This is a genomic window from Marseilla massiliensis, assembly GCF_016899955.1.
GTDB lineage: Bacteria > Bacteroidota > Bacteroidia > Bacteroidales > Bacteroidaceae > Prevotella > Prevotella intestinigallinarum.
This window is the reverse complement of the sequence record NZ_JACJJL010000002.1, coordinates 91199-118099: the sequence shown is the minus strand read 5'-3', so window position 1 is coordinate 118099 and position 26901 is coordinate 91199. Positions and strand designations below refer to the sequence as shown.

The following is a 26901-nucleotide window of genomic DNA, read 5'->3' as shown; positions in this document are numbered from 1 at the left end:
GTGGATTGGCGCAGAGGCCACTTTGGGGTGCCAAACGGGCCGTTCCGGGCGGTGAAACGGGCCGTATGGAGGTGTGAAACGGGCCGTATGGCACGGCGGGCCGCCGCGTGAGTCATTGTGCCGTCCGCTTTGCCAACATGATTTCCCGCCCCGGCCGGAGGCCTGCCGCAGACGGCGGGCCTGCCGCGGACAACAACAACAGTAACAGACCGATGAAGAGAACGCTCTATATACTCATATCGCTGCTCAGCGTGTGTGCGCTGGCCATGCCGCCGCAAGACGACAAGACCGCCGCCAAGCGGCCTGCGCCCAAGGCGCAGCCAAAGCTCGTGGCCGACGACGAGCCCATACCCGACTCGCTGCTCCACCCGCGCTGGAAGATAAAGAAGACGGCACCCGTGGTGGTGGAAGACCTCGACTCGTCGGCCATCGACCTCAAGATGCCCGACAACATCAGGCAGCAGGTGGAGTATGACGACTCGCTCGACATGTATCTCATAGGCTCGAAGATTGGCGACACTTACCTCAACGCGCCGGTGCTCATGACGCCCGAGGAATACAGGAAGTGGAGCGAGAGGCGCTCTATGCAGGAGTTCTTCAGGCGCAAAGACGCCGAGAACGTGGCGGCAAAGGGCAAGGAGAAATTCTCGTTCACCGACATGAAGTTCGACCTCGGGCCCGCCGAGAAGATATTCGGCCCCGGAGGGGTGCGCATAAAGACCCAGGGTACGGCCGAGCTGAAGCTGGGCATGACGATGAAAAACATCGACAACCCGTCGCTGCCGATAAGGAACAGGAAGACGAAGTCGTTTGACTTCGACGAGAAGATAAACCTCAACGTCAACGGAAAGGTGGGCGACAAGGTCAACATGAACCTAAACTACAACACCGACGCCACCTTCGACTTTGACACCAAGAACATCAAGCTGCGCTACGAAGGCAAGGAAGACGAGATTATAAAGCTCGTCGAGGCAGGCAACGTGACGTTCCCCTCGAACTCGTCGCTGATAAAAGGGGCCAGCTCGCTGTTCGGAGTGCGCACCGACATGCAGTTCGGCAAGCTGAAACTGCAAACGGTCATATCGCAGAAAAACTCGACCACGAAGAGCGTCTCGTCGCGTGGCGGAACGCAGACCACACCGTTTGAGCTCGACGTGGCCGACTATGAGGAGAACCGCCACTTCTTTCTCTCTCACTACTTCCGCGAGCGCTACGACCAGGCCATGTCGTCGCTGCCAAACGTGATGACCGGCATCAACATAACGCGCGTGGAGGTGTGGGTGACCAACAAGACCGGCACGACCAGCAACACTCGAAACATCATAGCATTCACCGACCTCGGCGAGGGCCGCCACACGTCTAACCCGATATGGGGAGGCACGGGCGACGTGCCGCCGCAAAACTCGGCCAACACCGAATACTCGGCCATGACCACGCAGTATTCTGCCGCACGCGACATCGACCAGGCCAACTCCGTGCTCGACGCCATAAGCGGGTTTACGGGCGGTGTCGACTATGAGAAGGTGCAGAGCGCCCGGCTGCTCACCTCGTCGGAATACACACTCAACGCGGCGCTGGGCTACATATCGCTCCGTACGTCGCTCCAGTCGGACCAGGTGCTGGCCGTTGCCTATGAGTATACGCTGGGGGGAGTGACCTATCAGGTAGGTGAGTTTGCCTCGGACAACACCAACACCAACGAGGCCATATTCGTAAAGTCGCTCAAAAACACTAGCAACACGCCGGAAATGGGCAACTGGCGGCTGATGATGAAAAACGTATACTACCTCGCCTCGACAGTTGAGAAGACTAAATTCCGCCTCGACGTGAAGTACCAGAGCGACACTACGGGCGTCTACCTGTCGTATATCCCCGAGCAGCAGGTAAAAGACAACATCATCATCAGGGTGCTCGGGGCCGACCGGCTCGACAACAACAACAAGCCGCACGCCAACGGCTACTTCGACTACGTGGAGGGATACACCGTCAGCAACGGGCGGGTGTTCTTCCCAAAGGCCGAACCGTTTGGCTCATACCTCTACAACTACCTTGTCAGCGCAGGCGTCCCGGCCGACAGGGCGGAGCACTACGCATTCACAGAGCTGTACGACCAGACCAAGACCTCGGCCAAGCAGATAGCCGAGAAAAACAAATACATACTCACAGGACAGTACAAGGGCACATCGGCCAACGTCATCTCGCTCGGGGCTTACAACGTTCCGCAGGGCTCGGTGGTCGTCACCGCCGGCGGGGTGGTGCTCACCGAGGGCACAGACTATAGCGTAGACTACTCGGCGGGCGAGGTGACGATACTCAACCAGAGCATCATCGACGCCGGCACGGCCGTCAACGTGAGCCTGGAGAGCAACACCGACTACGGCATGCTGCGCAAGACCATGTTCGGACTCAACTGGGAGTACGACTTCACAAAGGACTTCTTCATCGGCGGTACGTTCCAGAGGCTGCACGAACAGCCACTGACGTCGAAGGTGACCATGGGCTCCGAACCGCTCAACAACATCCTCTGGGGACTCAACATCAACTGGAAGAAAGAGAGCCAGTGGCTCACCAACGTGCTCGACAAGCTGCCATTCCTTCACCTTACGCAGCCTTCGCAGATATCGTTCACGGGTGAGTTCGCACAGCTCATTGCCGGACAGGCCGGCGGAACGCAAGACGACGCATCGTATATCGACGACTTCGAGAACACCAAAAACGGCATCGACGTGTCCGACCCGAAGTCGTGGTTCATCTCAAGCACGCCGTCGCTCTTCCCCGAACACGACGACCGGACAGGGCTGACCAGCGGCTTCAACAGGGCACGTATGGCGTGGTACAACATCGACCCGCTCTTCACATACGAGAGCAGCACCCTGACGCCCGACCATATCAAGAGCGACCTCAACCAGCTTTCAAACCACTACGTGCGCGAAGTGTTCGTGAGCGAGCTCTATCCAAACCGCGACCAAAGCTCATACAACGGCGCCACGTCGACGCTCGACGTGCTCAACATGGCTTACTATCCCACCGAACGGGGCCCCTACAACTTCAGCACAAGCCTCAACCCCGACGGTTCGCTGCAGAACCCCGAGGGAAAGTGGGGAGGCATGATGCGAAAACTTGACACCAACGACTTCGAGACGGCCAACATAGAGTATATCGAGTTCTGGCTGCTCGACCCGTTCATATATACAAGGACGGCAGGCGACGCTGCCGACTATGGCGGCGACCTGTACATAAACCTGGGCGAAGTGAGCGAGGACATACTGCACGACGGCAAGAAGTTCTACGAGAGCGGCATGCCGGTGGACGGCACCAGCAGCTTCACGACAACGCAATGGGGAAAGGTGCCGGTGCAGGCCACGCAGACTTACGCCTTTGCCACCACCTCGGGGGCGCGAGCCATGCAGGACGTGGGCTTCAACGGGCTCACCGACGACGAGGAGCGCACGTTTGAATCTTACACGGAATTCAACAACTTCGTGCAGACTTTGGCCAACGACAGCATCCGCAACGCATGGACGCAAGACCCCGCCAACGACAACTACCACTACTTCAGGGGCTCGGACTTCGATGCACAGCAGACGTCGATACTCGACAGATACAAGCGCATTAACAACCCCCAGGGCAACTCGCCCGACAACGACGGCAACAACGAAAGCTACGACACGTCGTACAAGACGGGGCCCGACGTGGAAGACATCAACCAGGACTACACCCTCAACGAGTATGAGCGATACTACCAGTACAAGGTGAGCATACGGCCGGAAGACCTCAACGAAAACAACATCGGGCACAACTACCTGGCCGATGTGCGCGAGGTGGCCCCCACGCTGCGCAACGGCAACAAGGAGACCGTGCACTGGTATAAGTTCCGAATACCCCTAAACTCTGAGGATGCCGAGCGCATCGGCTCCATAAGCGACTTCACTTCGATACGCTTCATGCGCATGTTCCTCACCAACTTCAAGCACCCCGTGGTGCTGAGGTTCGGCAGCCTCGACCTCGTCAGGGGCGAGTGGCGCACGTATGAGCAGACGCTCGACAACAGCGCGAGCAGCAGCGGAACATTGGAGACGAGCGCCGTCAACATAGAGGAACACAACGACAAGCAGCCCGTCAACTACGTGTTGCCTCCGGGCATCAGCCGAGTGAGCGACCCGTCGCAGCCGCAGCTCGTCGAGAACAACGAGCAGGCGCTCAACATGACGGTCAACAACCTGTCGAAAAACGAGTCGAAGGCTGTTTACAAGAACACCAACCTCGACCTCCGACAGTACAAGAGACTGCAGCTGTTCGTCCACGCCAACGCCCTGGCACAGAACACCACAAACCTTCAGAACGACCAGTTGGCTGTGTTCATACGCCTTGGCAGCGACTACAAGAACAACTATTACGAGTATGAGATACCGCTCAAGCTCACTGCGCCAGGGCAGTATGACAAGTATTCTACCACCGACTGTGCCCTCGTATGGCCCGCCGACAACATGCTCGACATTGACATGAGCGTGTTCACCGCCCTGAAGAAGGCCCGCAACCAGGCCCGTGCAGTGGGCGGGGCGTCGTACACGACGGTCTACTCCGAGTACGACAGCGACAAGCCCAACAACAAGGTGAGCATCATGGGCAACCCCTCGCTGGGCGAAGTGAAGACGATGATGATTGGTGTGCGCAACATTTCCGGTTCGGTTAAGTCGGGAGAGGTGTGGGTCAACGAGCTCCGCCTGCTCGAATTCAACAACAAAGGCGGCTGGGCGGCATCGGGAGCGCTCAACATGCAGCTCTCCGACTTCGGCACGGTAAACCTTACCGGCAAGATGATGACCGACGGGTTTGGCGGCCTCGAGGAAGGCATTGCGGCGCGGTCGACCGACGATTACAAGACTTACAGCTTCACGGCAAACCTCGAGTTGGGCAAGTTCTTCCCCGACAAGGCCAATGTGACCATACCGTTCTATTACTCTGTCACCAAGGAAGAGACGCGCCCGAAGTACAACCCGCTCGACACCGACATGACGCTTGACGACGCCCTCGAGTCGGCGGCCAACGAGCAGGAGCGCGACTCCATCGAGTCGATAGCCGTGACGAAGACAACCAACACCAACCTTTCGTTCTCAAACATGCGCGTTGGCATAAAGACCAAGCGCCACCCCATGCCTTACGACCCGGCCAACTTCTCGTTCAGCTACAGCCATTCGCACCGGTATACGTCGGGAGAGACCACCGTCTACGAGAAGGAAGACGAGTGGAGCGGGTCGATGAACTACAGCTATACGCCCGTGTACAAGTCGTTTGAGCCGTTCAAGAAACTCAAGGGAAAGAGCAAGTGGCTCAACTTCCCGAAGGCGATAGCGTTCAACTACCTGCCGCAAAACATCGCGTTCAACACTGACATCACCCGCAACTACTATGAGTTGCAGGAGCGCGACATGGAGAGCGTGGGCGGTTCGCAGCTCCCTCTCAACTTCAGTTCGCAGTTCCTGTGGAACCGTGACTTCTCATTGCGGTGGGACCTGACAAAGAACCTGCACATGAACTTCCAGTCGGCTACACACGCCGAGATAGAAGAGCCATACACACCGGTGAACAAAGACCTCTATCCCGACCAGTACAAGGTGTGGAAAGACTCTGTGAAGCAGAGCCTGAAGAACCTCGGGACGCCGCTCGACTATCAGCAGACGTTCACCGCCTCATACCAGTTGCCGCTCAACAAGCTGCCCATATTCGACTGGCTCAACGCCGACGCCAGCTATACGGCAAACTACTCGTGGGTGAGGGGCACCGAGCTCGACGACGGAACGTCGCTCGGCAACACCATTACCAACAACCGAAACCTCAACGTCAACTCCACGTTTAACATGGAGACGCTCTACAACCATGTGCCTTTCCTCAAGAAGGCAAACGACGAGGTGGGCAAGGTCAAGCCTAAGGTGCGCCGCCCGGCAGCCAAGCCGAGGCCCAAGAGCGTTTCGCAGGCGGCCAAGGGCAAGGACAGTCTGCTCGTGCAGACACCTGCCGACAAGAAGCAGGCCATGCAGTTGCCGCGCAACAAGAACACCTACCAGCGCGAGATAACGCTCAAGCCCGACACCACCGTCACCGTGGCCCACGGCAAGAAGAGCCGCCGCCTGCGCGTGACCGCCCGCACCAAGGACGGCCATCCGTACAAGCTGAAGTACAAGGTGATAGACGACAACAAGATACTCATACGCAATCTTGACACCGTTCAGATAAAGCTGAGCATCACCCCCAAGGAACCGCTCGACAAGCAGTGGTGGTATAAGCCGGCCCAGTATGCCGCGCGCTTCATGATGATGGTGCGCAGCGTGGGCATATCATACCGCAACCAGTACTCCATGTCGCTGCCGGGATTCCTGCCCAACGTGGGCGACATGCTCGGGCAGCGCACGGGCGGCGTCATGTCGCCGGGCCTCGACTTCGCTTTCGGCTTTGTCGGCGACAGCTATTTGCAGAAGGCTTACGACAACAACTGGCTGCTGTGCAACGACAGTGTGGCCACCCCGGCCACCACCAACAGCAGCGAGGACTTGCAGATAAGGCTCACGCTCGAGCCCATACCCGACCTGAAGATAGACCTCAACGCCAGCCGCACGGTCAACACTTCGCGCAGCATACAATACATGTACGACGGCATGCCAACCACGCAGAGCGGTTCGTTCAACATGACAACCATAAGCCTGAAGGGCGCCTTCGAGGGTATGGGCGACGCGAGCAACGGATATGCGTCGAAGACCTTTGAGCGGTTCTGCGCCTCAATCGACGGTTTCCGCGACAGGGTGCAGGCGCGCTATGCCAACACGAGGTATCCCAACGGCACTTACGACGCCAATGGCATCAACCTGAGCGGCTCGCCCTACAACCCCGAACTGGGCGAGGTCAACAGGTACAGCGCCGACGTGCTCATACCGGCATTCCTGTCTGCCTACACCTCGGGGGCCGGCTCGTCGCTCGACATATTCCCGACACTCAAGCGGCTGCTGCCCAACTGGACACTGAAGTACAGTGGACTGAGCAAGCTGCCGTGGCTGCGCGACCACTTCAAGAGCGTAAACATCAACCACTCATACAAGAGTGTGTATGCCGTGGGCAGCTATGCCACCTACAGCACTTACCGTGAGTACATGGACGGACTGGGCTTCATCACCGACGCCACCACGGGCAACCCGGTGCCGAACAGCATGTACAACGTGAGCACGGTGAGCATCAACGAGGCCTTCTCGCCGCTGCTCGGCGTCGACCTTACGCTCAACAACAACCTGACGTGCAAGGTTGAGTACCGCACCACGCGCGTGATAAGCCTTAGCATGACCAGCATACAGATCAACGAGGCGCTTAGCAAAGACTGGGTGATAGGCATGGGATACAAGATTAGCAACTTCAACCTGTTTGGAAGCGGGGCGTCGCGCAAAATCAAGAAGACGCAGCGTGGCAACAAGAAAGCCACCGACACGAAGCAGGCTACGTCGACGGCCGGACGCACATCGGGCGTAAACCACGACCTCAACCTGCGGCTCGACATATCGTTCCGCAAGCAGGCCGCCATAACGCGCGACATTGCTACGGTTACGAGCGCCGCCAGCAGCGGCAACTCTGCCTTCAAGCTGTCGTTCTCGGCCGACTATACGCTTTCGCGACTGCTCACCCTGAGCGCTTATTACGACCGCCAGACCAACACGCCGTTGCTGGCCAGCAGCAGCTATCCTACCACTACGCAAGACTTCGGGCTGAGCCTTAAGTTCTCGCTCACGCGCTGACCGTGGGGCCTGACAACGGTCTCGGACTAATGCCGGGGCACATCTGCATTCGATACAGATGTGCCCCGGCTTTGTTTGCGGCCGTGGCCCGTTGCACAGCCACTGCTGCCGCTGCTGCAGTGGCAGTGGCTGCGGCTGCGCCAAGGGGGTGCGTTGCAGGCTGCTGCAGGCCGAAGCCGGCAGCAGGCACGACTGCCGGTGTGTCGTGGTTTTTCATATGCCGCCATGCGTTCTTGGCCGCGTGGCTATGTGCCTGTGCCACAGGTGGTTGGCCGCGGCCGTCGTTTTGCCTTGCAAAACGGGCTGTTTGGCGCGCCAATATGGGCCGTTCGGCGTTGCTATATGGGCCGTTTCGGCCGGCCGAAGTGCCTCCGCCATCTTGCCGGCAGGGGTGTGTCGCCGATTTTTACCGCGTCTTTGGCCCAGCGCTTCAGTGGCCATGGCGTTGCGGGTTGTTTTGGGTGAAGTGTTGGCATCTATTTGGTTGTGGTGGATAAATTGTTTGCTTTGGGATGAAAAGTTGCTGCCATGGGGCGCCATCGAGGTTATAATGATGAGGCAGGGGATGCTTTTGCGAACCAAAAGTCAATTTTTACACTGTGCCGTTGGCATAATAATGTATCTTTGCCCACGATAAATGGAACCTAAAACTTAGCAAAATGAGCAGAAAACTACTGACATTTGTCGTGCTTCTCCTCGTCGGCCTTGCAGGCCGCAGTGTCGAGGCAGAGGCCGCAGCTCCTGTAGACGTGCCGATGGCCGACGGGAGCTATGTAGATTGGAATGATGCCACTGAGCTCACCAACTGCACTGTCGAGAACGACGGGGCAAACGTTGGGAGCACCGGCAGTGGCACTGTTGTCAAATTCGATGTGCGCAACACGGTAGAGCAAGACTACATACTGTCGTTTGCCACCGGCGCCAAGGATGAGGCCACGCTGCGCCTCACGCTGGCCGGCGACGGCGGCACGGTGCTCGACACCGACGTTACCGTGACCGACACCGAGTCGTGGGACCTCACCGACGAGCACCGTTACCTGCTTTCATCGCTGCCCGCGGGCAGCTATACGCTCACTTTCGCCGTAACGGAGGCCACCGGCAACTACGCTGGCAACTGGGGGCGGCTGTCGTTCGCGGCCGCTTCGGGCTACGACCGCGTGCCAGGCGCAATAACACTTGCCGGCGGCACATACACCGGGGGCATGCGGGTGGAGTCGGCCGGCAACGTGGGCTACATCAGGAATGGCGCCGCCGCCTCTTACGGTTTCATCTGCACGCAGGCCGGGGCCTACAGTCTCACGATGGACATGGCGCGGTATGACGGCGGCACCATGCTGGTGACGGTGGCCGATGCATCTACGGGAGCGACGGAGGCAAGCACGTCGTTCGCCATCGACGAGAGCGTGTCAGCGTCGTATGCCGAACAGTCGATAGTGCTGCCGGGCTACATCTCTGAAGGCCTGAAGACCCTCACGCTGGCTTTCTCGTCAGAGTCCGACGGGTATATATGCAACTACCAGAACGTTGGCTTCAACCACCTGGCGTCGCTCATGGCCTCGGTCACCGGCGTGACCATAGCTGGGCAGACGGTGGTCGGTGGCGATTCCACCGACTGGCTGTGCAACCTACCGACGGATTACGCCGGTGAAGAGGTTACGTTCGGGGTTGAGTCGCAGAACTGCACGCTCTCTGTGACAGCCGCCGACGAGGCCGGCAACCCCGTTGCCGTCACAGCCTTGGCCGACGGCAACTATTCTGTGCCTGTGCCCCAGGCCAACACCGCCGTGGTGGTGGCCATGAGGGTGGAGCCCGTCGAGGGCGCCGCCGCCTTGCAGGAGGAATATACTCTGCGCCTGTTCCGCCTCGGCGACATGCTGATGACAGCCATCACGGTTGACGGCGAGGAACTGCCGGCCGAGACGCTCGACGCTCTCAACGCCGACGCACACGAGGCTGTGTTTGGCGGAAATGTCTATACGGCCTTGCCAAGGGTCGAGGCCCGCTTCATCGATGGCACCGTGGCCGAGGGCATTGGCGTGCTTATGGGCACATCGGCCACGTATACCGTGACCGTGGCCGATGGCGATGCCACACGCGAATATGTGCTGACGGTCGAGGGAGTGCATATATATAATATGTCGGAAAACGACGAGACGGTGCAGCTGAAGTACACTTCGGAGGGCAAGAGCGGCGACGGCACATGGACAAACGGACTTTACACGCTCACCACCGAGAGCCTGGACGGATGGAACAACAGCAGCTTTAAGTTCAACTCTGAGGTCAACACGTGGAGCGTGCCTGCCGATGTGGTTGTAAAGCAGGTGGTGTTCAAGGACTTCAACGCCAACTACAACGCCGGCGAACTGGCATCGCTCACTGCCGGCGACGCCGTGGTGTACATACCGACCAAGCACGACTACGACGAGCCCGATGCCACGATGTACGACCTCGTGGTTAACCTTGAGGGCCACAAGGCCGGAGCCCCCATCACGTTTACGCTGCAGGGAGGCGGCCAGCCCGTGGCTTGGTTTGAGCTGACTGTCGAGAAGCAGGCTGTGACAACGCCGCCGGTGCCCACGGCAACAAGCGTGACGCCTACCGACAACAAGAACCACTGCGTGGTGACGGTGGCTTTCGACCGCGAGATGCAGGCCACCGAAGCTACCATAGGAGGGCAGACCGTGACGGCCGAGGGTGGCTCGTCGACGCTTTACTTCCCCGTGTGGGACTTGCAGTACGACACCGACTACACCTTTACAATAGCCGCAGGGGCCGCCCGCGACACCTACGGCAATGCCAACGACGAGCCTGTTGTCATACCCGTCAGCGTGGGCAGCAAGGCTGTTGCAGCCAAAGCCGCCTACGACTATGTGGTTTCCACGGCTGCCGAATTCTCTGAGGCGGTGGCTGCCGTCAACGCTGCCAACACTTCGGCCGACGCCCCCCGCAAGACGATATTCATAAAGAACGGCGACTACGACTTCGGTTCGGCCGAGCAACGGCTCACGGCCTACAATGTGTCGCTGGTGGGCGAGAGCCGCGACGGCGTCGTGTTGCACGGCCTGCGCGACGGCATTAGCAACCCGGTGCTTAACCTTCGCGACCGCACGGGCTTCTATCTGCAAGACCTCACCGTGCGCAATGATTACGACTATGGGGCGTCTGAGCTCAAGGGGGTGGCCGTGGCTGTCTATGGCGGCAACAAGACGGCAATGCGCAATGTGCGCATGCTCAGCAACCAAGACACTCAGGTGACCGGCGAGAGGGCTTATTTCGAAGACTGCGAGATACACGGCACCGTCGACTTTATATGCGGCGGAGGGTCTAACTACTACTATAACACCGACTTGGTGCTTGAGAACCGCGGCGGCAACTGCATTGCGGCGCCTTCCACCGGGGCCGGGCTCGACTTCGGCTATGTGTTCGACAGTTGCACCATAAGCTGCGTAGAGGGTAGCGAGGCAGTGGTAGACGGCACTTACTCTCTGGGCCGCCCGTGGCAGAACGAGCCGCGCATTGCCTACATCAACACCACCATGGAGGTGTTGCCGCAGGCGGCCGGATGGGCCTCGATGGCCGAATTGCCCACCCATTTCTTCGAGTATGGCTCCATCGACGGCGATGGTGAGCCCGTAGACCTGTCGGGACGCACCAACTCTCCGTCGAGTACGAATGCCTACAACCCTGTGCTCACTGCCGAGGAAGCCGCCGCCTACACGCTGCGCAACGTGCTCGGAGGCACCGACAGCTGGCTCCCGACCGAAGAGACTGCCGTGAGCCAGGCCCCTGTGGTGGCCATAGAGGGCAGCACCCTGCGTTGGGCCGCCCTCGACGACGCACGTTGCTACGTGGTCTTCCGCGACGGACAGTACCTCGACAACACCACCGCAACGTCTTATGAGCTGCCCGGCGAGGGAACCTACACCGTGCGTTCGGCCAACGCCAACGGCGGCCTGGGCGGTGAGTCGGCACCGGTGCGCTATGCCACGGAGGTGGCCGTGGGCGCTTCCGGCTGGGCTGCGGCATGCCTGAGCTATGATGCCGAAGTGCCCGAGGGGGCCAAGGCGTATGTCATCTCGTCTGTCAGGGCCGACGAGGCCGTGCTCACCGAGGTTGCCGGCATACCGGCCGGCGAGGGCTTCATCATCCATGCGGCCGAGGGGTCTTACACGTTCGGCAGGTCGGCTGCGGCCCCCGAGCCTGCAAGCAACCTGCTCGTGGGCACGTTGAGTCCCGTGGATGTGGCTCCGGCCAGCGTCTATGTGCTGGGCCATGACGAGGCTTCCGGCGCCCCGTCGATGCGGCTCAACACTGCCACGGCCATCGAAGCCGGCAGCGCTTACATGCCCATGCCCGACGGCGAGGCCAAGGATGCCTACCGCCTTGTGCTCGATGGGGCTTCTGCCATAACGTCGGTTGAAGGCGGCGATGCCCATTCCGGCCCGGCATACAATCTCGGCGGCCAGCGTGTGGGCAACATGCAGAAGGGCGGCATCTACATCGTTGGCGGCAAGAAGGTGATGAAGCGTTGAGCCACAGTGCTCGCCAGGCATGCCACAAGGCCGCGGGCCGGGCTGCCTGCGCCCTTGTAAGGCAACAGAAAAAGGGCGCAACCCCTGCAGGGGGTGCGCCCTTTGGTGTGTCTTGGCGGACGGTGTGGCGGCTTGCGGCCTATGCCATCCTGGCAGCCCATTGGCCAGCTGCAAACGCCATGAAGCCCAGCATGAGGCTTGCCGCAATGTAGGCGGCCATGCCGGTGAGGTTGTCTGCACGCATCATCGAGGTGTTCTCGCTGATGAATGTAGAGAATGTGGTGAAGCCGCCGCAGAACCCCGTGGTGAGGAAAGCCCTGGCCTGGGGCGGCAGCATGCCGCCGGCGGCGGGCAGCCCGGCCACGAACCCGATGGCGAAACAGCCCAGAGAGTTGACCGCCAGCGTGCCTAACGGCAGGCCCATGGCGGCCGGAACCGACGCCCGGGCCACCGCCGCTGCTACATGGCTGTCGACATAGCGCGACACCAGCATGCGCAGTCCGCCGCCCACAAAGCTGCCGGCACCGACGATGAGAAAGTCTTTCAGCATTGCTGTCTTGGCTCCGTCGGGGTTATTTCTTGTCGTAGGCATGCACCGGATAGTCGATGGTGTAGTGCAGTCCGCGGCACTCTTTGCGCTCAAGGGCCCATCGGGTGATGAGGTAACCCACGTTGATCATGTTGCGGAGCTCGCAGATGTCGCGGCTTGCCTTGACGCGCTTGAACAGCCGTTCGGTCTCCTCGTACAGCATGTCGAGCCTGTCCCACGCGCGGTGCAGGCGCAGGTCGGAGCGCACTATGCCCACATAGTTGCTCATTATCTGCCCCACCTCCTTGACGCTTTGCGTTATGAGCACCTTCTCTTCGTTGGTCATGGTGCCCTCATCGTTCCATTCGGGCACCCTGTCGTTGAAGTCGTACTCGTCGACATGGGCCAGCGAGTGCCTGGCGGCGGCGTCGGCATATACCACCGCCTCTATGAGCGAGTTGCTGGCCAGCCTGTTTCCGCCGTGCAGGCCGGTGCAAGAGCACTCGCCGATGGCGTAGAGCCGCTCGATGCTCGACTCTCCGTTGAGGTCGACCTTGATGCCTCCGCACATGTAGTGGGCCGCAGGGCGCACCGGTATGTAGTCGGTGGTGATGTCGATGCCTATCGTTTTGCACTTGGCATATATGTTGGGGAAGTGGCGCTTGGTCTCCTCGGGGTCTTTGTGTGTCACGTCGAGGTAGACATGGTCGATGCCGTGAATCTTCATTTCCTTGTCTATCGCCCTTGCAACGATGTCGCGCGGCGCCAGCGACAGGCGCTTGTCGTATTTCTCCATGAACGAGCTGCCGTCGGGCAGGCGCAGCACTCCGCCGTAGCCCCGCATGGCCTCGGTGATGAGGAAGGCGGGATGGGTTTCGCCCGGGTGGTAGAGCGCTGTGGGATGGAACTGCACAAACTCCATGTCGGCCACCGTTCCCTTGGCCCGGTATACCATTGCCTCGCCGTCGCCGGTGGCAATCACGGGGTTGGTTGTGGCCTGGTAGACGGCTCCGCAGCCCCCGGTGCACATCAGGGTCACCTTGCTCAGGTAGGTGTCAACCTTCTGTGTGTCGGGGTTTAGCACGTAGGCGCCGTAGCATTGTATGTGTGGCGAGCGGCGTGTCACCCTCACGCCGAGGTGGTGCTGGGTTATTATTTCCACCGCAAAGTGGTTTTCCTTTATCTCAATGTCGGGGTTGCTGCGCACGGCAGCCATCAGTCCGCGCTGTATTTCGGCCCCGGTGTCATCGGCATGGTGAAGAATCCTGAACTCCGAGTGGCCCCCTTCGCGGTGCAGGTCGTACTCGCCGTCGGCCTTCTTGTCGAAGTTCACCCCCCAACTAACCAGCTCCCTGATTTGTGCCGGGGCGTTTCTTACCACTTGCTCCACAGCGCGGCGGTCGCTGATATAGTCGCCGGCGATGATGGTGTCCTCTATGTGCTTATCGAAATTGTCGACTTCCAAGTTGGTCACCGAGGCCACTCCGCCTTGTGCAAACGAGGTGTTGGCCTCTTCGAGCGTGGTCTTGCATATCATGCAGATCTTGCCCTTGTGCGCCCTTGCTATCTTTAGGGCGTAGCTCATACCGGCGACTCCTGCGCCGATAATCAGAAAATCGTACTTAAAAACCATATCGCTTGTATGTTTATATGGCTGCAAATGTACATAAAAAAACTGATTCCGAGAAACATGTCGGCGTACTATTAGGTTGCGCGGCCACAATTTTTTGAGGGCATTGCGGGCTGAGCGGCCGTCTTGCCGGGCTGCGGGGCCACTACGCCATGCGTCAGGCACGCTCACGTGGTGTAAATATTGTTTGCAGAAATAAAGGGTTGCGCCATCTTGCAAAATAGGATTTGCAGGCCGGCGCAAGGCCGGAAATATGCCGGCAGGGGCCATCCTGCCTTGCCATTCGGGCCGTTTTGCATGGCAGAATGGGCCGTTTTGCATGGCAGAATGGGCCGTTTGGCATGGCAGAATGGGCCGTTTGGCATAATGATTCGGCCTGTTTGGCGGGGCTGGAATTGGTGGTTTTGCATGGCGGTTTGGCCGTGTTGTCGCATTGCGATGCCGTGTCGTGGCCACCATACAGCCTGGTTGCGCCGCCAACGGGCTCTGTGTCAGGGTGTTGGGCGTTGCTGCGCGAGAGTGGCTTATTTACGCCCGTGGGCGCCCTCATGGCCGCACAGGCCGCTCTCATGATGCTTGTTGTAAAATAAAATCATCCCGGGGCAAAGGCTGCGCCACCGTTGGCGCCGTTGGTCGGGCCATGCTCCGTGGGGCAAAAGTGTCGATTGGCTGCCCACATCCTTTGCCGTTAGGCTGATTTTTATTAATTTTGCAGAGACAGAACAAATAAAAACGCATGATACCATTACTGAGGCGCTTTGCCTCCATTTTGCTTCTTGCCCTTGTGCCGGCCTGTCTGCATGCCCAAGACAGCGTCCACGGTGACGACGGCGGGGAGGATTCGCTCGGCGTGGCCTTGGCCGATACCACCGCCGCCGACAGCATTGAAGCCTTGGGCGAGCCGGCGTGGCCGGACAATGTGGCCGGGCGGATAGACCGTTTGCTCGGCAATGAGCTCTTCAATCGCTCGCAGGTGGCCCTGATGGTCTACGACCTTACGGCCGACAGCGCCATCTACTGCCACAACGAACGCCAGTTGCTGCGCCCGGCGTCGACGATGAAGGTGGTCACGGCGATTGCCGCCATCGACCGCCTGGGCGGTTCTTTCCAGTTTAAGACCACGCTCAGCTACACCGGCGCAATAGAAGACGGGGTGCTCAACGGCGACGTCTATCTCGTGGGTGGCTTCGACCCGCGGTTCAATTCAGACGACATGGGCTCGTTTGTCGACGGCATCAGGCGCATGGGCATCGACACCATACGCGGCAGGATTGTTGCCGACAAGAGCATGAAAGACGCCGACATGCTGGGCGAGGGGTGGTGCTGGGATGACGACAACCCGGTGCTGTCGCCGTTGCTCATATCGCGGCGCGACGTGTTTGTGAAGCGATTCGTTGACAGGCTGCGCGACGAGGGCGTGGTGGTCGAGGCCGACACCGTGGCCGGGCGACAGCCGGGAGGGGCCTACGAGGTGGGAACGCGCACCCATACCATCGACCAGGTGCTGATGCCGATGATGAAAGAGAGCGACAACCTGTGCGCCGAGGCTCTGTTCTACCAGCTCGGGGCGTCGACCGGGGCGCACCCCGCAACGGCGCGTGACGCCCGCACGGTGGTGAGGAGGCTTGTCGAGAAGGTGGGCCTGAGGCCCTCGGACTACCGCATTGCCGACGGCAGCGGACTGTCGCTGTATAATTATGTCACCGCCGAGCTCGAGGTCATGCTGCTGCGCTACGCCTATCAGAACACCAATATATATATGCACCTGTTGCCGTCGCTGCCCGTTGCCGGCGAAGACGGAACGCTCAGGAGGCGCATGAGGGGCACGTTTACATCGGGCAACGTCAAGGCGAAGACCGGCTCGGTGACTGCCATCAGCTCGCTTGCCGGCTACTGCACGGCGGCCAACGGCCATGTGCTGTGCTTTGCCATCATCAACCAGGGCATTAGGCGGGGCTCCGAGGGGCGTGCGTTTCAAGACAGGGTGTGCGAAGCCCTCTGCCGGCCGTAGCCGCCGTGGCTGAGTGGCCCCGCTGCCTACTGGCACGCCTTTGGGCGCAATTAACAACAAACAACTTAGGTAGATGAAAGATTTTGTCAACACCATAGAGCTGTGGCTCGGCCACATAGGGGTGGGCCCGGGCATGGCCGACGTAATAACCACGGTTGTGATGATACTGCTCACGGCGCTCATGGCGTGGGCGGCATACCTCGTATGCCACAAGGTGGTGGTGCCGCTCGTGGTGAAGTTCGCCTCGCGCACGGTCATAGAGTGGGACGACCTGCTCTTCAACCCCCATTCGCTGCGCGCCGCATGCCGCATAGTGCCGGCGGTGGTGGTGTGGATGCTGCTGCCCGCCGTGTTCTGGCGCACGCCGTTGGTGCAAGACATCATGGCGCGGGCAACGGCCATATACATCACTGTCATGTCGATGTTGCTGGGCATCTCGCTCGTCGACGCATTCAAGCGGTATGAATACAAGCGCCACGCCGCGCTGCAGCAGTACTACCACACGTTCTGCGGAGTGCTTAAGATTCTCATCATTTTCCTTGCCGTGATAGTCATGGTGGCCATCGCCATCAACCGAAACCCGCTCACGCTCATTGCCGGCCTGGGCGCCACGTCGGCCGTGCTGATGCTCGTTTTCAAGGACACCATATCGGGCCTGGTGGCGGGGATACGCCTTACGAGCAACGACATGCTTCATCGCGGCGACTGGATTACCGTGCCCAAGGCCGACATCAACGGCATTGTGGAGGACATTACGCTTACAACGGTCAAGGTGCGCAACTTTGACAACACCATACTTACCATCACTCCACAGACGCTTGTCGACGATTCGTTCCAGAATTGGATAGGCATGAGGCAGGGCGACGGGCGCAGGGTGAAGCGCCTTGTTTACTTCGACTTCAGGTGCATACGCCCTGTAGACGACGGCATGCGCCGGCTGCTGGTCGACAAATACGGCTTCGATGAGCGTGAGATGCAGCCGGGGGTGGTCAACATGACGCTCTTCCGCCGTTACGTTGAGCGCTATCTCGCATCGCGCGACGACGTGAATACCGCGATGCTCTTCATGGTGAGGCAGCTCGAGGCCACCAACACGGGGCTGCCGCTCGAGTTTTACTTCTTCCTCAAGCAGAAAGAATGGAAGCCTTACGAGCACCATCTGGCCGCGATAATGGAATATGTTTATTCCATAATACCCGATTTCGGGCTGCGTGTCTACCAGCGTTATTCAGACGGGGCGCGGCCCTGACGCTGCGGCAGGCGCCGTCAGGGCGCTGTAGGGGCGGGGTGGCCGATGGCCGCGAATGATGTTATGACAGTCGTGGCTGAAGCTATGCCGGGGTGGCGTGAGGTAGCTGGCGCGGCCTTATGCGGCCATGTTTATTATACCCTTACGGGTGTAATAGAAAGCAAAACCAAATAAATTATACCCAAAAAGGTATAATATTGATGATTTATATGTATCTTTGTACCCAAACGGGTATAATAGAATGGTTAATGTTATAGCAGATTTTGTTAAAGAAATGCGCCGCCAGTTCGGGCTTACCCAGGTAGACCTGGCCGACAAGTCGGGCGTGGGCCTGCGCTTTGTGCGCGAGCTTGAGCAAGGCAAACAGACGCTGAGGCTCGACAAGGTGAACCAGGTGCTGGGGCTGTTCGGGCGGCAGGTGGGCCCCGTCGACATTGTCCAACATCAACAGTGATAGCCCATGAAGAGAGCGAAGGTGTATGTGCATGACCGCCTTGCGGGGTGGCTGGCCGAAGACGAGAGCGGTTTCACGTTTGAATATGACCGCGACTATCTTGCGGCAGACGGCGCCGAGGCCGTGAGCCTGACGTTGCCGCTTCGCCGCGAGCCCTACAAGGCCACGGTGCTGTTCCCGTTTTTCGACGGGCTGATACCCGAGGGGTGGCTGCTCGGCATTGCAGAGAGAAGCTGGAAGATAAACCGCCTTGACCGCATGTCGCTGCTCTTGGCATGTTGCAAAGACTGCATTGGGGCGGTGAGTGTGGTTCCAGAAATGACGGAGGAATGCTGATGGGCAAGTGTCTGTATTGTTACAAGGAACTGAAAGAGGGCCAGGTAGACTTTCATCCGGCCTGCGCCCGCAAGTTTTTTGGCGTTGCCACGGCACCGAAGCTGCCATACGTGCGTTCGCAACTGGGCGACCTGGCCAAGCGGGTTGTGCGCAGCCAGACCACGCTCACCGGCGTACAGGCCAAGCTCTCGCTCGACCTCAGCCGCGGCGGGCGCGACGAGCCCGACCGGTTTACCATCGTCGGGTTGTGGGGGCGGTTCATCCTGAAGCCGCAGACAAGCGCCTACAGGGCCTTGCCCGAGCTGGAGGACGTGACCATGCACCTGGCCGAGGCAGCCAAGATAAGCGTGGTGCCACATTCGCTGATACGCTTTGCCGACGGCGAACTGTGCTACATAACGCGGCGGATAGACCGTACGAAGGATGGAGAAAAGGTGGCCATGGAAGACATGTGCCAGTTGTCGGAGCGCCTCACGGAGTATAAGTACAAGGGATCTTACGAGCAAATAGCCAAGATAATACGCCGGTTCTCGGCTACTCCGCAGCTCGATGTGGTCAACTTCTGGGAGGTTGTGGTGTTCTCTTGGATAACAGGCAATGCCGACATGCACCTAAAAAACTTCTCGCTTTACAACAACGCAGGCCTCGGATATACGCTGACGCCAGCCTACGACATGCTGTCGACGGCGTTGGCCATGCCCGAAGACAACGAGGAACTGGCCCTGACGCTCAACGGAAAGAAGAACAGGTTGCGCAAGGCCGATTTCCATAAGGCCATAACGGCATCGGGGGTTGACGAGAAGGTGATAGAGAACTTGTCGCGGAAGTTCGGCCGCGTGCTGCCCAAGTGGTTTGAGCTGATAGACCGCTCGTTCCTGCCCGACGACCTGCGGCGCAGTTACAAGAACCTGATATTGCGCCGCATGGTGTTGTTGCGGTAGGGTTGCTGGGCGCCGGCCGGCCGCTGTGGCCCGGTGAATGACAGGTTTGGCTGCCCGGCCCGGCCGTGTTCCGCCCGCTGCAGTAAATAAACTACCCTCAAAGGTTGCCTTGGGCATGCCTTTGAGGGTGGTTTTTCGTGCTTGTTGTCATTCCTTGCAGCACCGGCATTGCTCTGCGGTGGGCATGCCGGTCTTGAAGTACACGAGGTCTTCCTCGATGAAGTTTTTCACGTATGCCGTCTTTCCGATAACCTCTTCTTCGGCATGGCGCACATATACGTGGGCACTCTTGAGGAACAGCTCGGGAGCCCTGCTGGCATCGTCGATGATGAGCAGCGCCATGAGAATGTCGCCGGTCATGTCGTAAAGGCGGCGGGCAAGGAAGTCGTGCACCTCTTGGCTGCCTGCCTCCTTGACGTAGTTGACGGCTTGCTCGTACATCTCAATGAGCTTGCCTACGCGAATCTGCAGCGGCCTCATGTCCTCGGAGACCTCGCTTTCAATCATTTCCTTCATTATGCCAAGGTAAGTGCCGTTGGTGATGTAGCGTATTGCGGCTACGACCTGCAGCTGCGTGGTGCCTTCGTATATTGAGAATATGCGGGCGTCGCGGTACAGGCGCTGGCTCTTGTACTCCATTATGAAGCCCGAGCCGCCGTGTATCTGTATGGCGTCGTAGGCGTTCTGGTTGGCATATTCGGAGTTCATGCCCTTGGCTATCGGGGTGAAGGCGTCGGCAAGGCGCGCATATTTCTTTTGCTCCTGGCGCTCCTCGGGCGTCAGCTTGCGCTCGCGGGCTATGTCGTCGAGAGCCTTGTACAGGTCGACATAGCGTGCCGTCTGGTACAGTATAGAGCGTCCGGCGTCGAGCTTGGCCTTCATTCGCGACAGCATGTCGTAGACGGCGGGGAAGTCGATGATGGCCGTGTCAAACTGGCGGCGCTCCTTTGCGTAGGCCAGGCCTTCGCTGTAGGCGGCCTGCGACACGCCCACCGACTGTGCGGCTATGCCGAGCCGGGCCCCGTTCATAAGCGCCATGACATACTTTATGAGCCCCATGCGCGTGCTTCCGCACAGTTCGGCCTTGGCGTTCTTGTACGTAAGCTCGCACGTGGGCGACCCGTGGATGCCCAGTTTGTGCTCTATGTGGCGCACGTTGACGCCGCCCTGGCGCTTGTCATAGATGAACATCGACAGTCCGCGGCCGTCTCGTGTGCCTTCTTCAGAGCGTGCCAGCACGAGGTGGATGTCGGAGTCGCCGTTGGTGATGAACCTCTTGACGCCGTTAAGCAGCCAGCAGCCGTCCTTCTCTGAGTAGGTTGCCTTGAGCATAACGCGCTGGAGGTCGCTTCCCGCGTCTGGTTCGGTAAGGTCCATCGACATGGTCTCGCCTGCGCAAACGCGCGGAATGTACTTCTGCCGCTGCTCTTCGCTGCCGAATTCGTACAGAGTCTCGATGCAGTCTTGCAGGCTCCAGATGTTCTGGAAGCCCGCATCGGCCGACGCCACCATCTCCGATGCCATCGAGTAGGGCGTTACGGGCAGGTTGAGGCCGCCATAGCGGCGCGGCATGCTTACGCCCCAAAGCCCTGCCTTGCGCGTGGCGTCGAGGTTCTCGTATGTCTTCGAGGCGTAAATCATGCGCCCGTTCTCGAGGTGCGGGCCCTCTTCGTCAACGCTTTCAGAGTTGGGCTCAATGATGTTTGCGGCTACGTCGCCCGTTATCTCGAGCATTTTCTCGTAGTTCTCCATTGCGTCGTCGAAGTCGACGGGAGCGTCTTCATACTTGTCTTTGTCTGCAAAGTCGCGCTCCTTGAGCTCGACTATGCGTTTCATCAGCGGGTGATGAAGGTGGAACTTCAGTTCCGGCTGGTCTGTATAGTAATTGGCCATTGGTGTTGCTTTATGTTTGTTAGTGCTTTAAGCGGGGCATGCCGGCCTGTTGCGGCGGCCGCCTTGTGCCCTGCCGAGCTTGTTACTTGCTGTTTTGTTTGTAGTATTTGATGAGCTTTGGCACCACTTCTTCGACAGTGCCGGTTATCACATAGTCGGCAATCCTGTTGATGGGAGCGTCCGGGTCGCTGTTTATGGATATGATGATTCCCGAGTCCTGCATGCCGGCTATGTGCTGTATCTGTCCCGAGATGCCGCATGCGATGTACACCTTGGGGTGTACCGTTACGCCTGTCTGTCCTATCTGCCTGTCGTGGTCGGCCCATCCTGCGTCGACGGCGGCACGGCTTGCGCCCACCTCTCCGTGCAGTTCCTTTGCCAGTTTGAACAGCGTGTCGAAGCCTTCCTTGCTTCCCACGCCATAGCCACCGGCCACAACGATGGGCGAACCCTTAAGGTTGTGCTTGGCAGCTTCCACATGTCGGTCGAGCACCTTGACCACGAAAGCCTCCTTTGACACATATTTCGTAACGTCGGGGTAAGTCACTTCGCCCTTGGCCTGGCCTTCGTAGAGTGCTTTCTGCATCACTCCGCTGCGCACGGTAGCCATTTGCGGGCGGTGGTCAGGGTTGACGATGGTGGCCACGATGTTGCCTCCGAAGGCAGGGCGGATTTGGTACAGCAGCCCGTCGTAGTGCTTTCCGCTCTTCTTGTCGTCGTATGTTCCTATCTCAAGTTGCGTGCAGTCGGCTGTCAGTCCGCTGGTAAGCGACGACGACACGCGCGGCCCGAGGTCGCGCCCGATGACAGTTGCGCCCATGAGGCATATCTGCGGCTTTTCCTCTTTGAACAGGTTTACGAGGATGTCCGTGTGGGGTGCCGATGTATAAGGGAACAAACCATCGCCGTCAAAGACAAAGAGCTTGTCCACGCCATAGGGGAGTATCTGGCTCTCAACCTTGTCCTTGATGCCTGTTCCGCATACTACCGCATGCAGTTCCACGCCCAGTTCGTTGGCCAGTTTGCGGCCCTTGGTGAGCAGTTCCTGCGAAACCTCCTTCACCTCGGTGCCTTCTATCTCTACATATACGAATACGTTGTCCATAAATTTGGTGTTAAGTATTGAATGCCCTGCACTGTCCGGCCCTGTTGCCGGGTGGCCTTTCCCTTTTGCCAGCGTCAATCCGGCAAGCCCCTGGCTTGGCTTTCATGGCCTTGTTGCGGGCGGTTCAAAATCAATGAAACATTGTTTATCCTATTATTTTCTCGCTAAGCAGTTCCTTGACCATGCCTTCTATGTTGGCGTCGGCAGCAGAGAGCCTCTTGCATTCCTTTGCCTGGAACACGATGTTCTGCACCGCCTTCACCTTCGTCGGCGAGCCGCTGAGCCCGCACTGCTGCGGGTCGCCGTCGACGTCGGCCACCGACCATTGGTTGAGAGTGAGGTAAGGCCTCTCTTCATACAGTTCGGCGTAAGGCATGCCGGGCGTGCGTTCCATCGGCGCCGTGGCGTGTTTGTATTTCATCACCAGCTTTGCGTTGCAGGGTCGGCATGGCGCTGCGCTGCCGTTGACGGTGATGACAATGGGCATTGGCGCCTCCACGGTCTCTACGCCACCGTCGATGTGCCGCCTTATGGTGAGCTTGCCGTCTTCGCATTTCAGTATTTCCTCGGCGTAAGTCACCTGGCTCAGCCCCAGTTTCTCGGCCACTTGCGGGCCCACTTGTGCCGTGTCGCCGTCGATGGCCTGCCGTCCTCCGATTACAATGTCGACCCCTCCTATTTTCTTTATCGCAGTGGCCAGTGCATAAGAAGTGGCCAGCGTGTCAGCCCCGGCAAAGAGACGGTCGGTAAGCAACCATCCGGTGTCGGCACCGCGGTACAGTCCTTGCCTTATTATTTCGGCTGCCCTTGGCGGCCCCATGGTCAGTATGCCCACCGTAGAGCCAGGGTTTTGCTCTTTCAGGCGCAGGGCCTGCTCCAATGCGTTGAGGTCTTCGGGGTTGAATATTGCCGGCAGTGCAGCGCGGTTTACCGTGCCTTCTGCTGTCATGGCGTCCTTCCCCACGTTTCTGGTGTCAGGGACTTGCTTGGCAAGTACAACGATTTTCAAGTTCATATTTATTAGATAGTTATTGTGAATCTTGTGTGATTAGTATAGGCTGTCGGCATGAACAAGACAGTCAACGGCAAAGGTAATTCTTTTTTGGCGTTGAGCCAAAGAAATGGATATTAAAAAGTTTGAACGTTGTTTCAAAAGCATTGTGGCGCCATGGTTTGCTGTTGGCGTGGCGGCAGTGTCAGTCTTTGAAATCGATGTAGCTTTGCACCCACTCTGCCCTGTGCATTTCGGATTCTGGCAAAGGGTTTGACACAGACAGGCCAATGAGCCTGATGGGGTGGTTGGCCGAGTATTCCACCTCGCCGAGCAGCCTTTTTGCAGCCGGCAAGATGTCGTCTTTAGTCTGCAGGAGCTTGTTGGTGGTTATGCTGCGGGTAATCTGCGAGAAGTCGGAGTACTTTATTTTCAGGGTCAGCGTGCGCCCTTCAAACTTGTCGTTCTCTATCCTCCTTGCCAGTTCGAGCACCGTATGGTACAACTCTATAATCACTGTCGACCGGGTGCTGATGTCGCTTTCGAGCGTGTGTTCGCATCCTACTGACTTGCGTACGTATTCCGTTTCCACCTGCCGAGTGTCTATTCCGCGGGCGAAGTCATAATACGTGCGCCCCATTTTGCCGAACACTTCGGTGAGGTGTCGCAGGGAGCATTTCCTCAGGTCGGCCCCGGTGAAAATGCCAATGTAGTGCATGCGTTCGGCGGTGCGCGGTCCCACGCCCCAGAATTGCTCAACCTTGAGCGATGAAATGAATTCGAGCGCGCATTCCTTCGGTATTACCGTCATGCCGTCGGGCTTGTTGAGGTCGGATGCTATCTTCGCGAGAAACTTGTTGTAAGACACTCCCGCCGACGCCGTGAGGTGCAGTTCGTCGCGTATGCGCGTCCTTATTTCCTGCGCGATGCCGGCAGCCGAGTCGATGCCGCGTTTGTTTTCGGTGACGTCGAGAAAGGCCTCGTCTATCGACAACGGCTCAATCTTGTCGGTATATTCGCGGAAAATGCCCCTCACCTGGCCGGAGACGGCCCTGTACACCTCGTATCTGCCAGGCACGATGACCAGTTGCGGGCACAGGCGCTTGGCCCGTGCCATTGGCATAGCCGAGCGAACGCCATACCGGCGGGCCTCGTAGCTGGCTGTAGACACCACACTGCGGGGGCCGTCGTGGCCCACGGCGATGGGTTGTCCGCGCAGCTCGGGATTGTCGCGTTGCTCAACAGATGCAAAGAAGGCATCCATGTCGATATGTATGATTTTTCGTTCTGTAGTCATTGTTCGGTGCAGACGGTGAACACGTAGCCACGTGCGGTGTTTACGGTTGTGGCAAACCTGGCGGAAGTGTTGACGAGCACGCTTTTCAAATCGCGCCGGATGCCTTCGCCGGTGAGCTTGAGCAGGCTCTCTTTCATTGTCCACAGCCGTGCGAAAACGATGTCGGGCGACGGCGAGGATTCCACCTGCTCGACCTCGGCCTCGCTCAAGACGCGTCGCGCCAGTTGCGGGTTGTATGGCCTGATGCTTTCGATGTCGGCCCCTACGGGCACGCCGGCGATGGCGCACAGGGCTGCCTTGGGGCAGTGGCTTAGGTTGAAGTGTATGTCGGGGTGGCCTTTCAGGTATGGCTTGCCCCCCGGGAAGAGGGCAAGCTCGGGTGGGGCTTCGAGGCCATAGCCAGCCTTGAGGCCTTGCCACAAAAGCATGTAGGCTGCTGCGTTGAGCTTGCGGTCTATCTCATGGCGGTAGCGCAATGCCTGCTCGCGCCGCCATTGCGGAAGCTGCTGCAGGGCAGCTGCCAGGTCGAGAGAGGTGATGTCGTCGTTGAGGTATATCATGATGGGAGGGCTGGGAGGACTGGGAGCTCTGGGAGGGCTGGGGTGATGGGAGGTCTGGGAGGTCTGGGAGTTTTGGGAGCTCTGGGAGAGCTGGGGTGATGGGAGCTCTGGGAGGCTGGGAGAGCCCCGCAATTTGTCACCCAAGGCGCAGGGGCGTCATGGCTCCTGCGCTTCCTTGGCTTCCTGGCTTTCCTGTGGTGAGGCCGGCAGGGCCTCGCGCGGTTGCGGAATCTTGCGGTTGGGGTTTTCCTTTGCCCCCAGTTCCACCAGCTCGCGCCCCTTTTTCACCACGCTTTGGTTGCCGCTGATGAGCTTGTTGTCGGCAAAATCGTAGGCTTTGCGGGCCCTTTCAATCACGTCGCCGAGGTCGCTGAACCGCTTGGCGAAGTCGCCCAGGCGGTCGAGCAGCTGCTCTGCCAGTCCGAACACCTTCTTTTGGTTCTCTGCTTGCTGGTTTTGCACCCAAGCCACGTGTATTATGTGCAGTATGCCGAGCAGGTTTTGCTCGCCCGTGATGAACACTTTCTTCTCGAAGGCGTCGCGCCACAGCGTGGGGTCGTTGGCCAGGGCCAGTTGCAACGACGACTCGAACGGCACGAACATTATCACGAAGTCCACAGCCTCTCGCGGCGCCTTGATGTATCGGCTGTAGTCTTTTCGTGCGAGTTCGGTGGCGTGCTGCCTCACGCTCTTGATGTGTTCCTGGAGGAATCTCTCCTTTTCCTCCGGGCTTTCGGCGTTGACATAGCGCTCGTAGGCCACCAGCGAGACCTTAGAGTCGATGATTGCGTCCTGCCCCTGCGGGTAGTGCAGAATCACGTCGGGCTGCATCTCGCGGCCGGTGTCGTCGTTTTTCAGCGTGCGCCCGTTTTCGTCGCGCAGCCTCGCCTGCACCTCGTAGTGTATGCCTTCGGTAAGCCCCTGCGAGGCGAGCAGGTCGCCCAGTATTATCTCGCCCATGTTGCCGGCGGCCTTGTTGTCGCGCCTGAGCACGTTGGCCAGGCTCTCGGCCTTTTCGCCTATGGCCTTGTTGCTCTCCATCATCAGCCGCATCTGCTCGCGGAACGATGCCGAGTTGCGCTCCGAGTCCTTCATGCTTTCGCCTATGGCGCGCCTCATCTCGCCTATGGCGTCTTTCAGCGGCTGTGTGATGTGGCCTATGCTTTCGGCGTTTTGCGCCTTCAGCTTGTCGGCGTTCATCTCGAGCATTTGCCTGGCCACGTTGGTCATCTGTTCCCTTGCCGTGCGCAGTTGCTCGGCAAACCGGCGCTCTTGCATGTCGGCCGTCTCGGCGGCCTGCTTCTTGAGCAGTTCTATCTCGCGCGACTGCGCCTCGGCTTTCGCCCCGAGCGTGCGGCATTCGGCCTCGGCCTCGGCCAGCCTGGCCGTACACCTGCCATGCTGTTCGTTGGTCATCCTCAGTTCGGTGGCCAGCTTTTCGGCCTCGACGTTGAGCCTCCCGTTGTCTTTCCTTGCCGCAGCCAGGCTCCGGGCCATGGCCCATGTGGCCACTCCGGCGCCAATGACCGCGCCAACCAGAATATAGATTACTATCATTGTGAAATGTTGTTATGTTGTCTTGTGGCAGCCATGCCGCA

15 protein-coding genes are annotated in these 26901 nt (G+C 59.0%); 7 read left to right on the top strand and 8 right to left on the bottom strand.

Features of this window, described 5'->3' with window-relative positions:
• The first annotated feature begins 212 nt into the window (after positions 1–212).
• Positions 213–7775, top strand: coding sequence for a T9SS outer membrane translocon Sov/SprA (gene sov, locus H6B30_RS01680; protein WP_205107276.1), 7563 nt, complete (start codon positions 213–215; stop codon positions 7773–7775).
• 659 nt (positions 7776–8434) lie between these two features.
• On the top strand, positions 8435–12307 hold the full coding sequence (locus H6B30_RS01675) for a pectinesterase family protein (RefSeq protein WP_205107274.1): 3873 nt from the start codon (positions 8435–8437) through the stop codon (positions 12305–12307).
• A 139-nt stretch (positions 12308–12446) separates the two neighbouring features.
• Here H6B30_RS01675 and H6B30_RS01670 read toward each other — a convergent pair whose 3' ends face one another.
• A complete protein-coding gene (locus tag H6B30_RS01670) occupies positions 12447–12857 on the bottom strand; it encodes a fluoride efflux transporter FluC (RefSeq protein WP_205107479.1) in 411 nt (136 codons plus the stop codon).
• A 22-nt stretch (positions 12858–12879) separates the two neighbouring features.
• On the bottom strand, positions 12880–14469 hold the full coding sequence (nadB, locus tag H6B30_RS01665; protein WP_205107272.1) for an L-aspartate oxidase: 1590 nt from the start codon (positions 14467–14469) through the stop codon (positions 12880–12882).
• A gap of 733 nt (positions 14470–15202) precedes the next feature.
• Between nadB and dacB the strand changes: the two genes are divergently transcribed.
• The 5 genes from dacB (at position 15203) to H6B30_RS01640 (ending at position 19457) form a co-directional block, all read left to right on the top strand.
• Positions 15203–16477 carry a D-alanyl-D-alanine carboxypeptidase/D-alanyl-D-alanine endopeptidase gene (gene dacB, locus H6B30_RS01660; RefSeq protein ID WP_205107270.1) on the top strand — a complete coding sequence of 425 codons (1275 nt, stop codon included), beginning with the start codon at positions 15203–15205 and terminating at the stop codon, positions 16475–16477.
• Positions 16478–16550: 73 nt separating this feature from the next.
• Complete coding sequence (locus H6B30_RS01655; RefSeq protein WP_205107268.1) at positions 16551–17726, top strand: mechanosensitive ion channel family protein; 1176 nt, start codon at positions 16551–16553, stop codon at positions 17724–17726.
• Between the two features lie 241 nt (positions 17727–17967).
• Entirely contained in the window at positions 17968–18180 is a 213-nt protein-coding gene (locus H6B30_RS01650; RefSeq protein WP_205107266.1) for a helix-turn-helix transcriptional regulator, read from the top strand.
• 6 nt (positions 18181–18186) lie between these two features.
• A complete protein-coding gene (locus H6B30_RS01645) occupies positions 18187–18516 on the top strand; it encodes a HipA N-terminal domain-containing protein (RefSeq protein WP_205107265.1) in 330 nt (109 codons plus the stop codon).
• Positions 18516–19457 (top strand): HipA domain-containing protein, encoded by a 942-nt coding sequence (locus tag H6B30_RS01640; protein ID WP_205107477.1) that lies wholly within the window; start codon positions 18516–18518, stop codon positions 19455–19457. Before H6B30_RS01645 ends, H6B30_RS01640 begins: the two co-directional genes overlap by 1 nt.
• Before the next feature lie 147 nt (positions 19458–19604).
• Here the strand turns inward: H6B30_RS01640 and H6B30_RS01635 are convergent, their stop codons facing one another.
• The 6 genes from H6B30_RS01635 to H6B30_RS01610 all read right to left on the bottom strand — a co-directional run bounded on the left by H6B30_RS01635 (position 19605) and on the right by H6B30_RS01610 (position 26860).
• Positions 19605–21350, bottom strand: coding sequence for an acyl-CoA dehydrogenase family protein (locus H6B30_RS01635; RefSeq protein ID WP_205107263.1), 1746 nt, complete (start codon positions 21348–21350; stop codon positions 19605–19607).
• A gap of 82 nt (positions 21351–21432) precedes the next feature.
• A complete protein-coding gene (locus tag H6B30_RS01630; RefSeq protein WP_205107261.1) occupies positions 21433–22455 on the bottom strand; it encodes an electron transfer flavoprotein subunit alpha/FixB family protein in 1023 nt (340 codons plus the stop codon).
• A gap of 145 nt (positions 22456–22600) precedes the next feature.
• Positions 22601–23470: an electron transfer flavoprotein subunit beta/FixA family protein gene (locus H6B30_RS01625; protein ID WP_205107259.1), complete on the bottom strand. Its 870-nt coding sequence runs from the start codon at positions 23468–23470 to the stop codon at positions 22601–22603.
• A 181-nt stretch (positions 23471–23651) separates the two neighbouring features.
• Entirely contained in the window at positions 23652–24743 is a 1092-nt protein-coding gene (gene dinB / locus H6B30_RS01620) for a DNA polymerase IV (RefSeq protein WP_205107257.1), read from the bottom strand.
• A complete protein-coding gene (locus H6B30_RS01615) occupies positions 24740–25303 on the bottom strand; it encodes a 4'-phosphopantetheinyl transferase family protein (RefSeq protein WP_205107256.1) in 564 nt (187 codons plus the stop codon). Before H6B30_RS01615 ends, dinB begins: the two co-directional genes overlap by 4 nt.
• Before the next feature lie 156 nt (positions 25304–25459).
• Positions 25460–26860, bottom strand: a complete 1401-nt coding sequence (locus H6B30_RS01610) for a DNA recombination protein RmuC (protein WP_205107254.1) — start codon at positions 26858–26860, stop codon at positions 25460–25462.
• Between the last annotated feature and the right edge of the window lie 41 nt (positions 26861–26901).

Coding starts and splice junctions, on each gene's coding strand:
- sov (WP_205107276.1), top strand. CDS start 213: ATGAAGAGAACGCTCTATATACTCATATCGCTGCTCAGCGTGTGTGCG.
- H6B30_RS01675 (WP_205107274.1), top strand. CDS start 8,435: ATGAGCAGAAAACTACTGACATTTGTCGTGCTTCTCCTCGTCGGCCTT.
- H6B30_RS01670 (WP_205107479.1), bottom strand. CDS start 12,857: ATGCTGAAAGACTTTCTCATCGTCGGTGCCGGCAGCTTTGTGGGCGGC.
- nadB (WP_205107272.1), bottom strand. CDS start 14,469: ATGGTTTTTAAGTACGATTTTCTGATTATCGGCGCAGGAGTCGCCGGT.
- dacB (WP_205107270.1), top strand. CDS start 15,203: ATGATACCATTACTGAGGCGCTTTGCCTCCATTTTGCTTCTTGCCCTT.
- H6B30_RS01655 (WP_205107268.1), top strand. CDS start 16,551: ATGAAAGATTTTGTCAACACCATAGAGCTGTGGCTCGGCCACATAGGG.
- H6B30_RS01650 (WP_205107266.1), top strand. CDS start 17,968: ATGGTTAATGTTATAGCAGATTTTGTTAAAGAAATGCGCCGCCAGTTC.
- H6B30_RS01645 (WP_205107265.1), top strand. CDS start 18,187: ATGAAGAGAGCGAAGGTGTATGTGCATGACCGCCTTGCGGGGTGGCTG.
- H6B30_RS01640 (WP_205107477.1), top strand. CDS start 18,516: ATGGGCAAGTGTCTGTATTGTTACAAGGAACTGAAAGAGGGCCAGGTA.
- H6B30_RS01635 (WP_205107263.1), bottom strand. CDS start 21,350: ATGGCCAATTACTATACAGACCAGCCGGAACTGAAGTTCCACCTTCAT.
- H6B30_RS01630 (WP_205107261.1), bottom strand. CDS start 22,455: ATGGACAACGTATTCGTATATGTAGAGATAGAAGGCACCGAGGTGAAG.
- H6B30_RS01625 (WP_205107259.1), bottom strand. CDS start 23,470: ATGAACTTGAAAATCGTTGTACTTGCCAAGCAAGTCCCTGACACCAGA.
- dinB (WP_205107257.1), bottom strand. CDS start 24,743: ATGACTACAGAACGAAAAATCATACATATCGACATGGATGCCTTCTTT.
- H6B30_RS01615 (WP_205107256.1), bottom strand. CDS start 25,303: ATGATATACCTCAACGACGACATCACCTCTCTCGACCTGGCAGCTGCC.
- H6B30_RS01610 (WP_205107254.1), bottom strand. CDS start 26,860: ATGATAGTAATCTATATTCTGGTTGGCGCGGTCATTGGCGCCGGAGTG.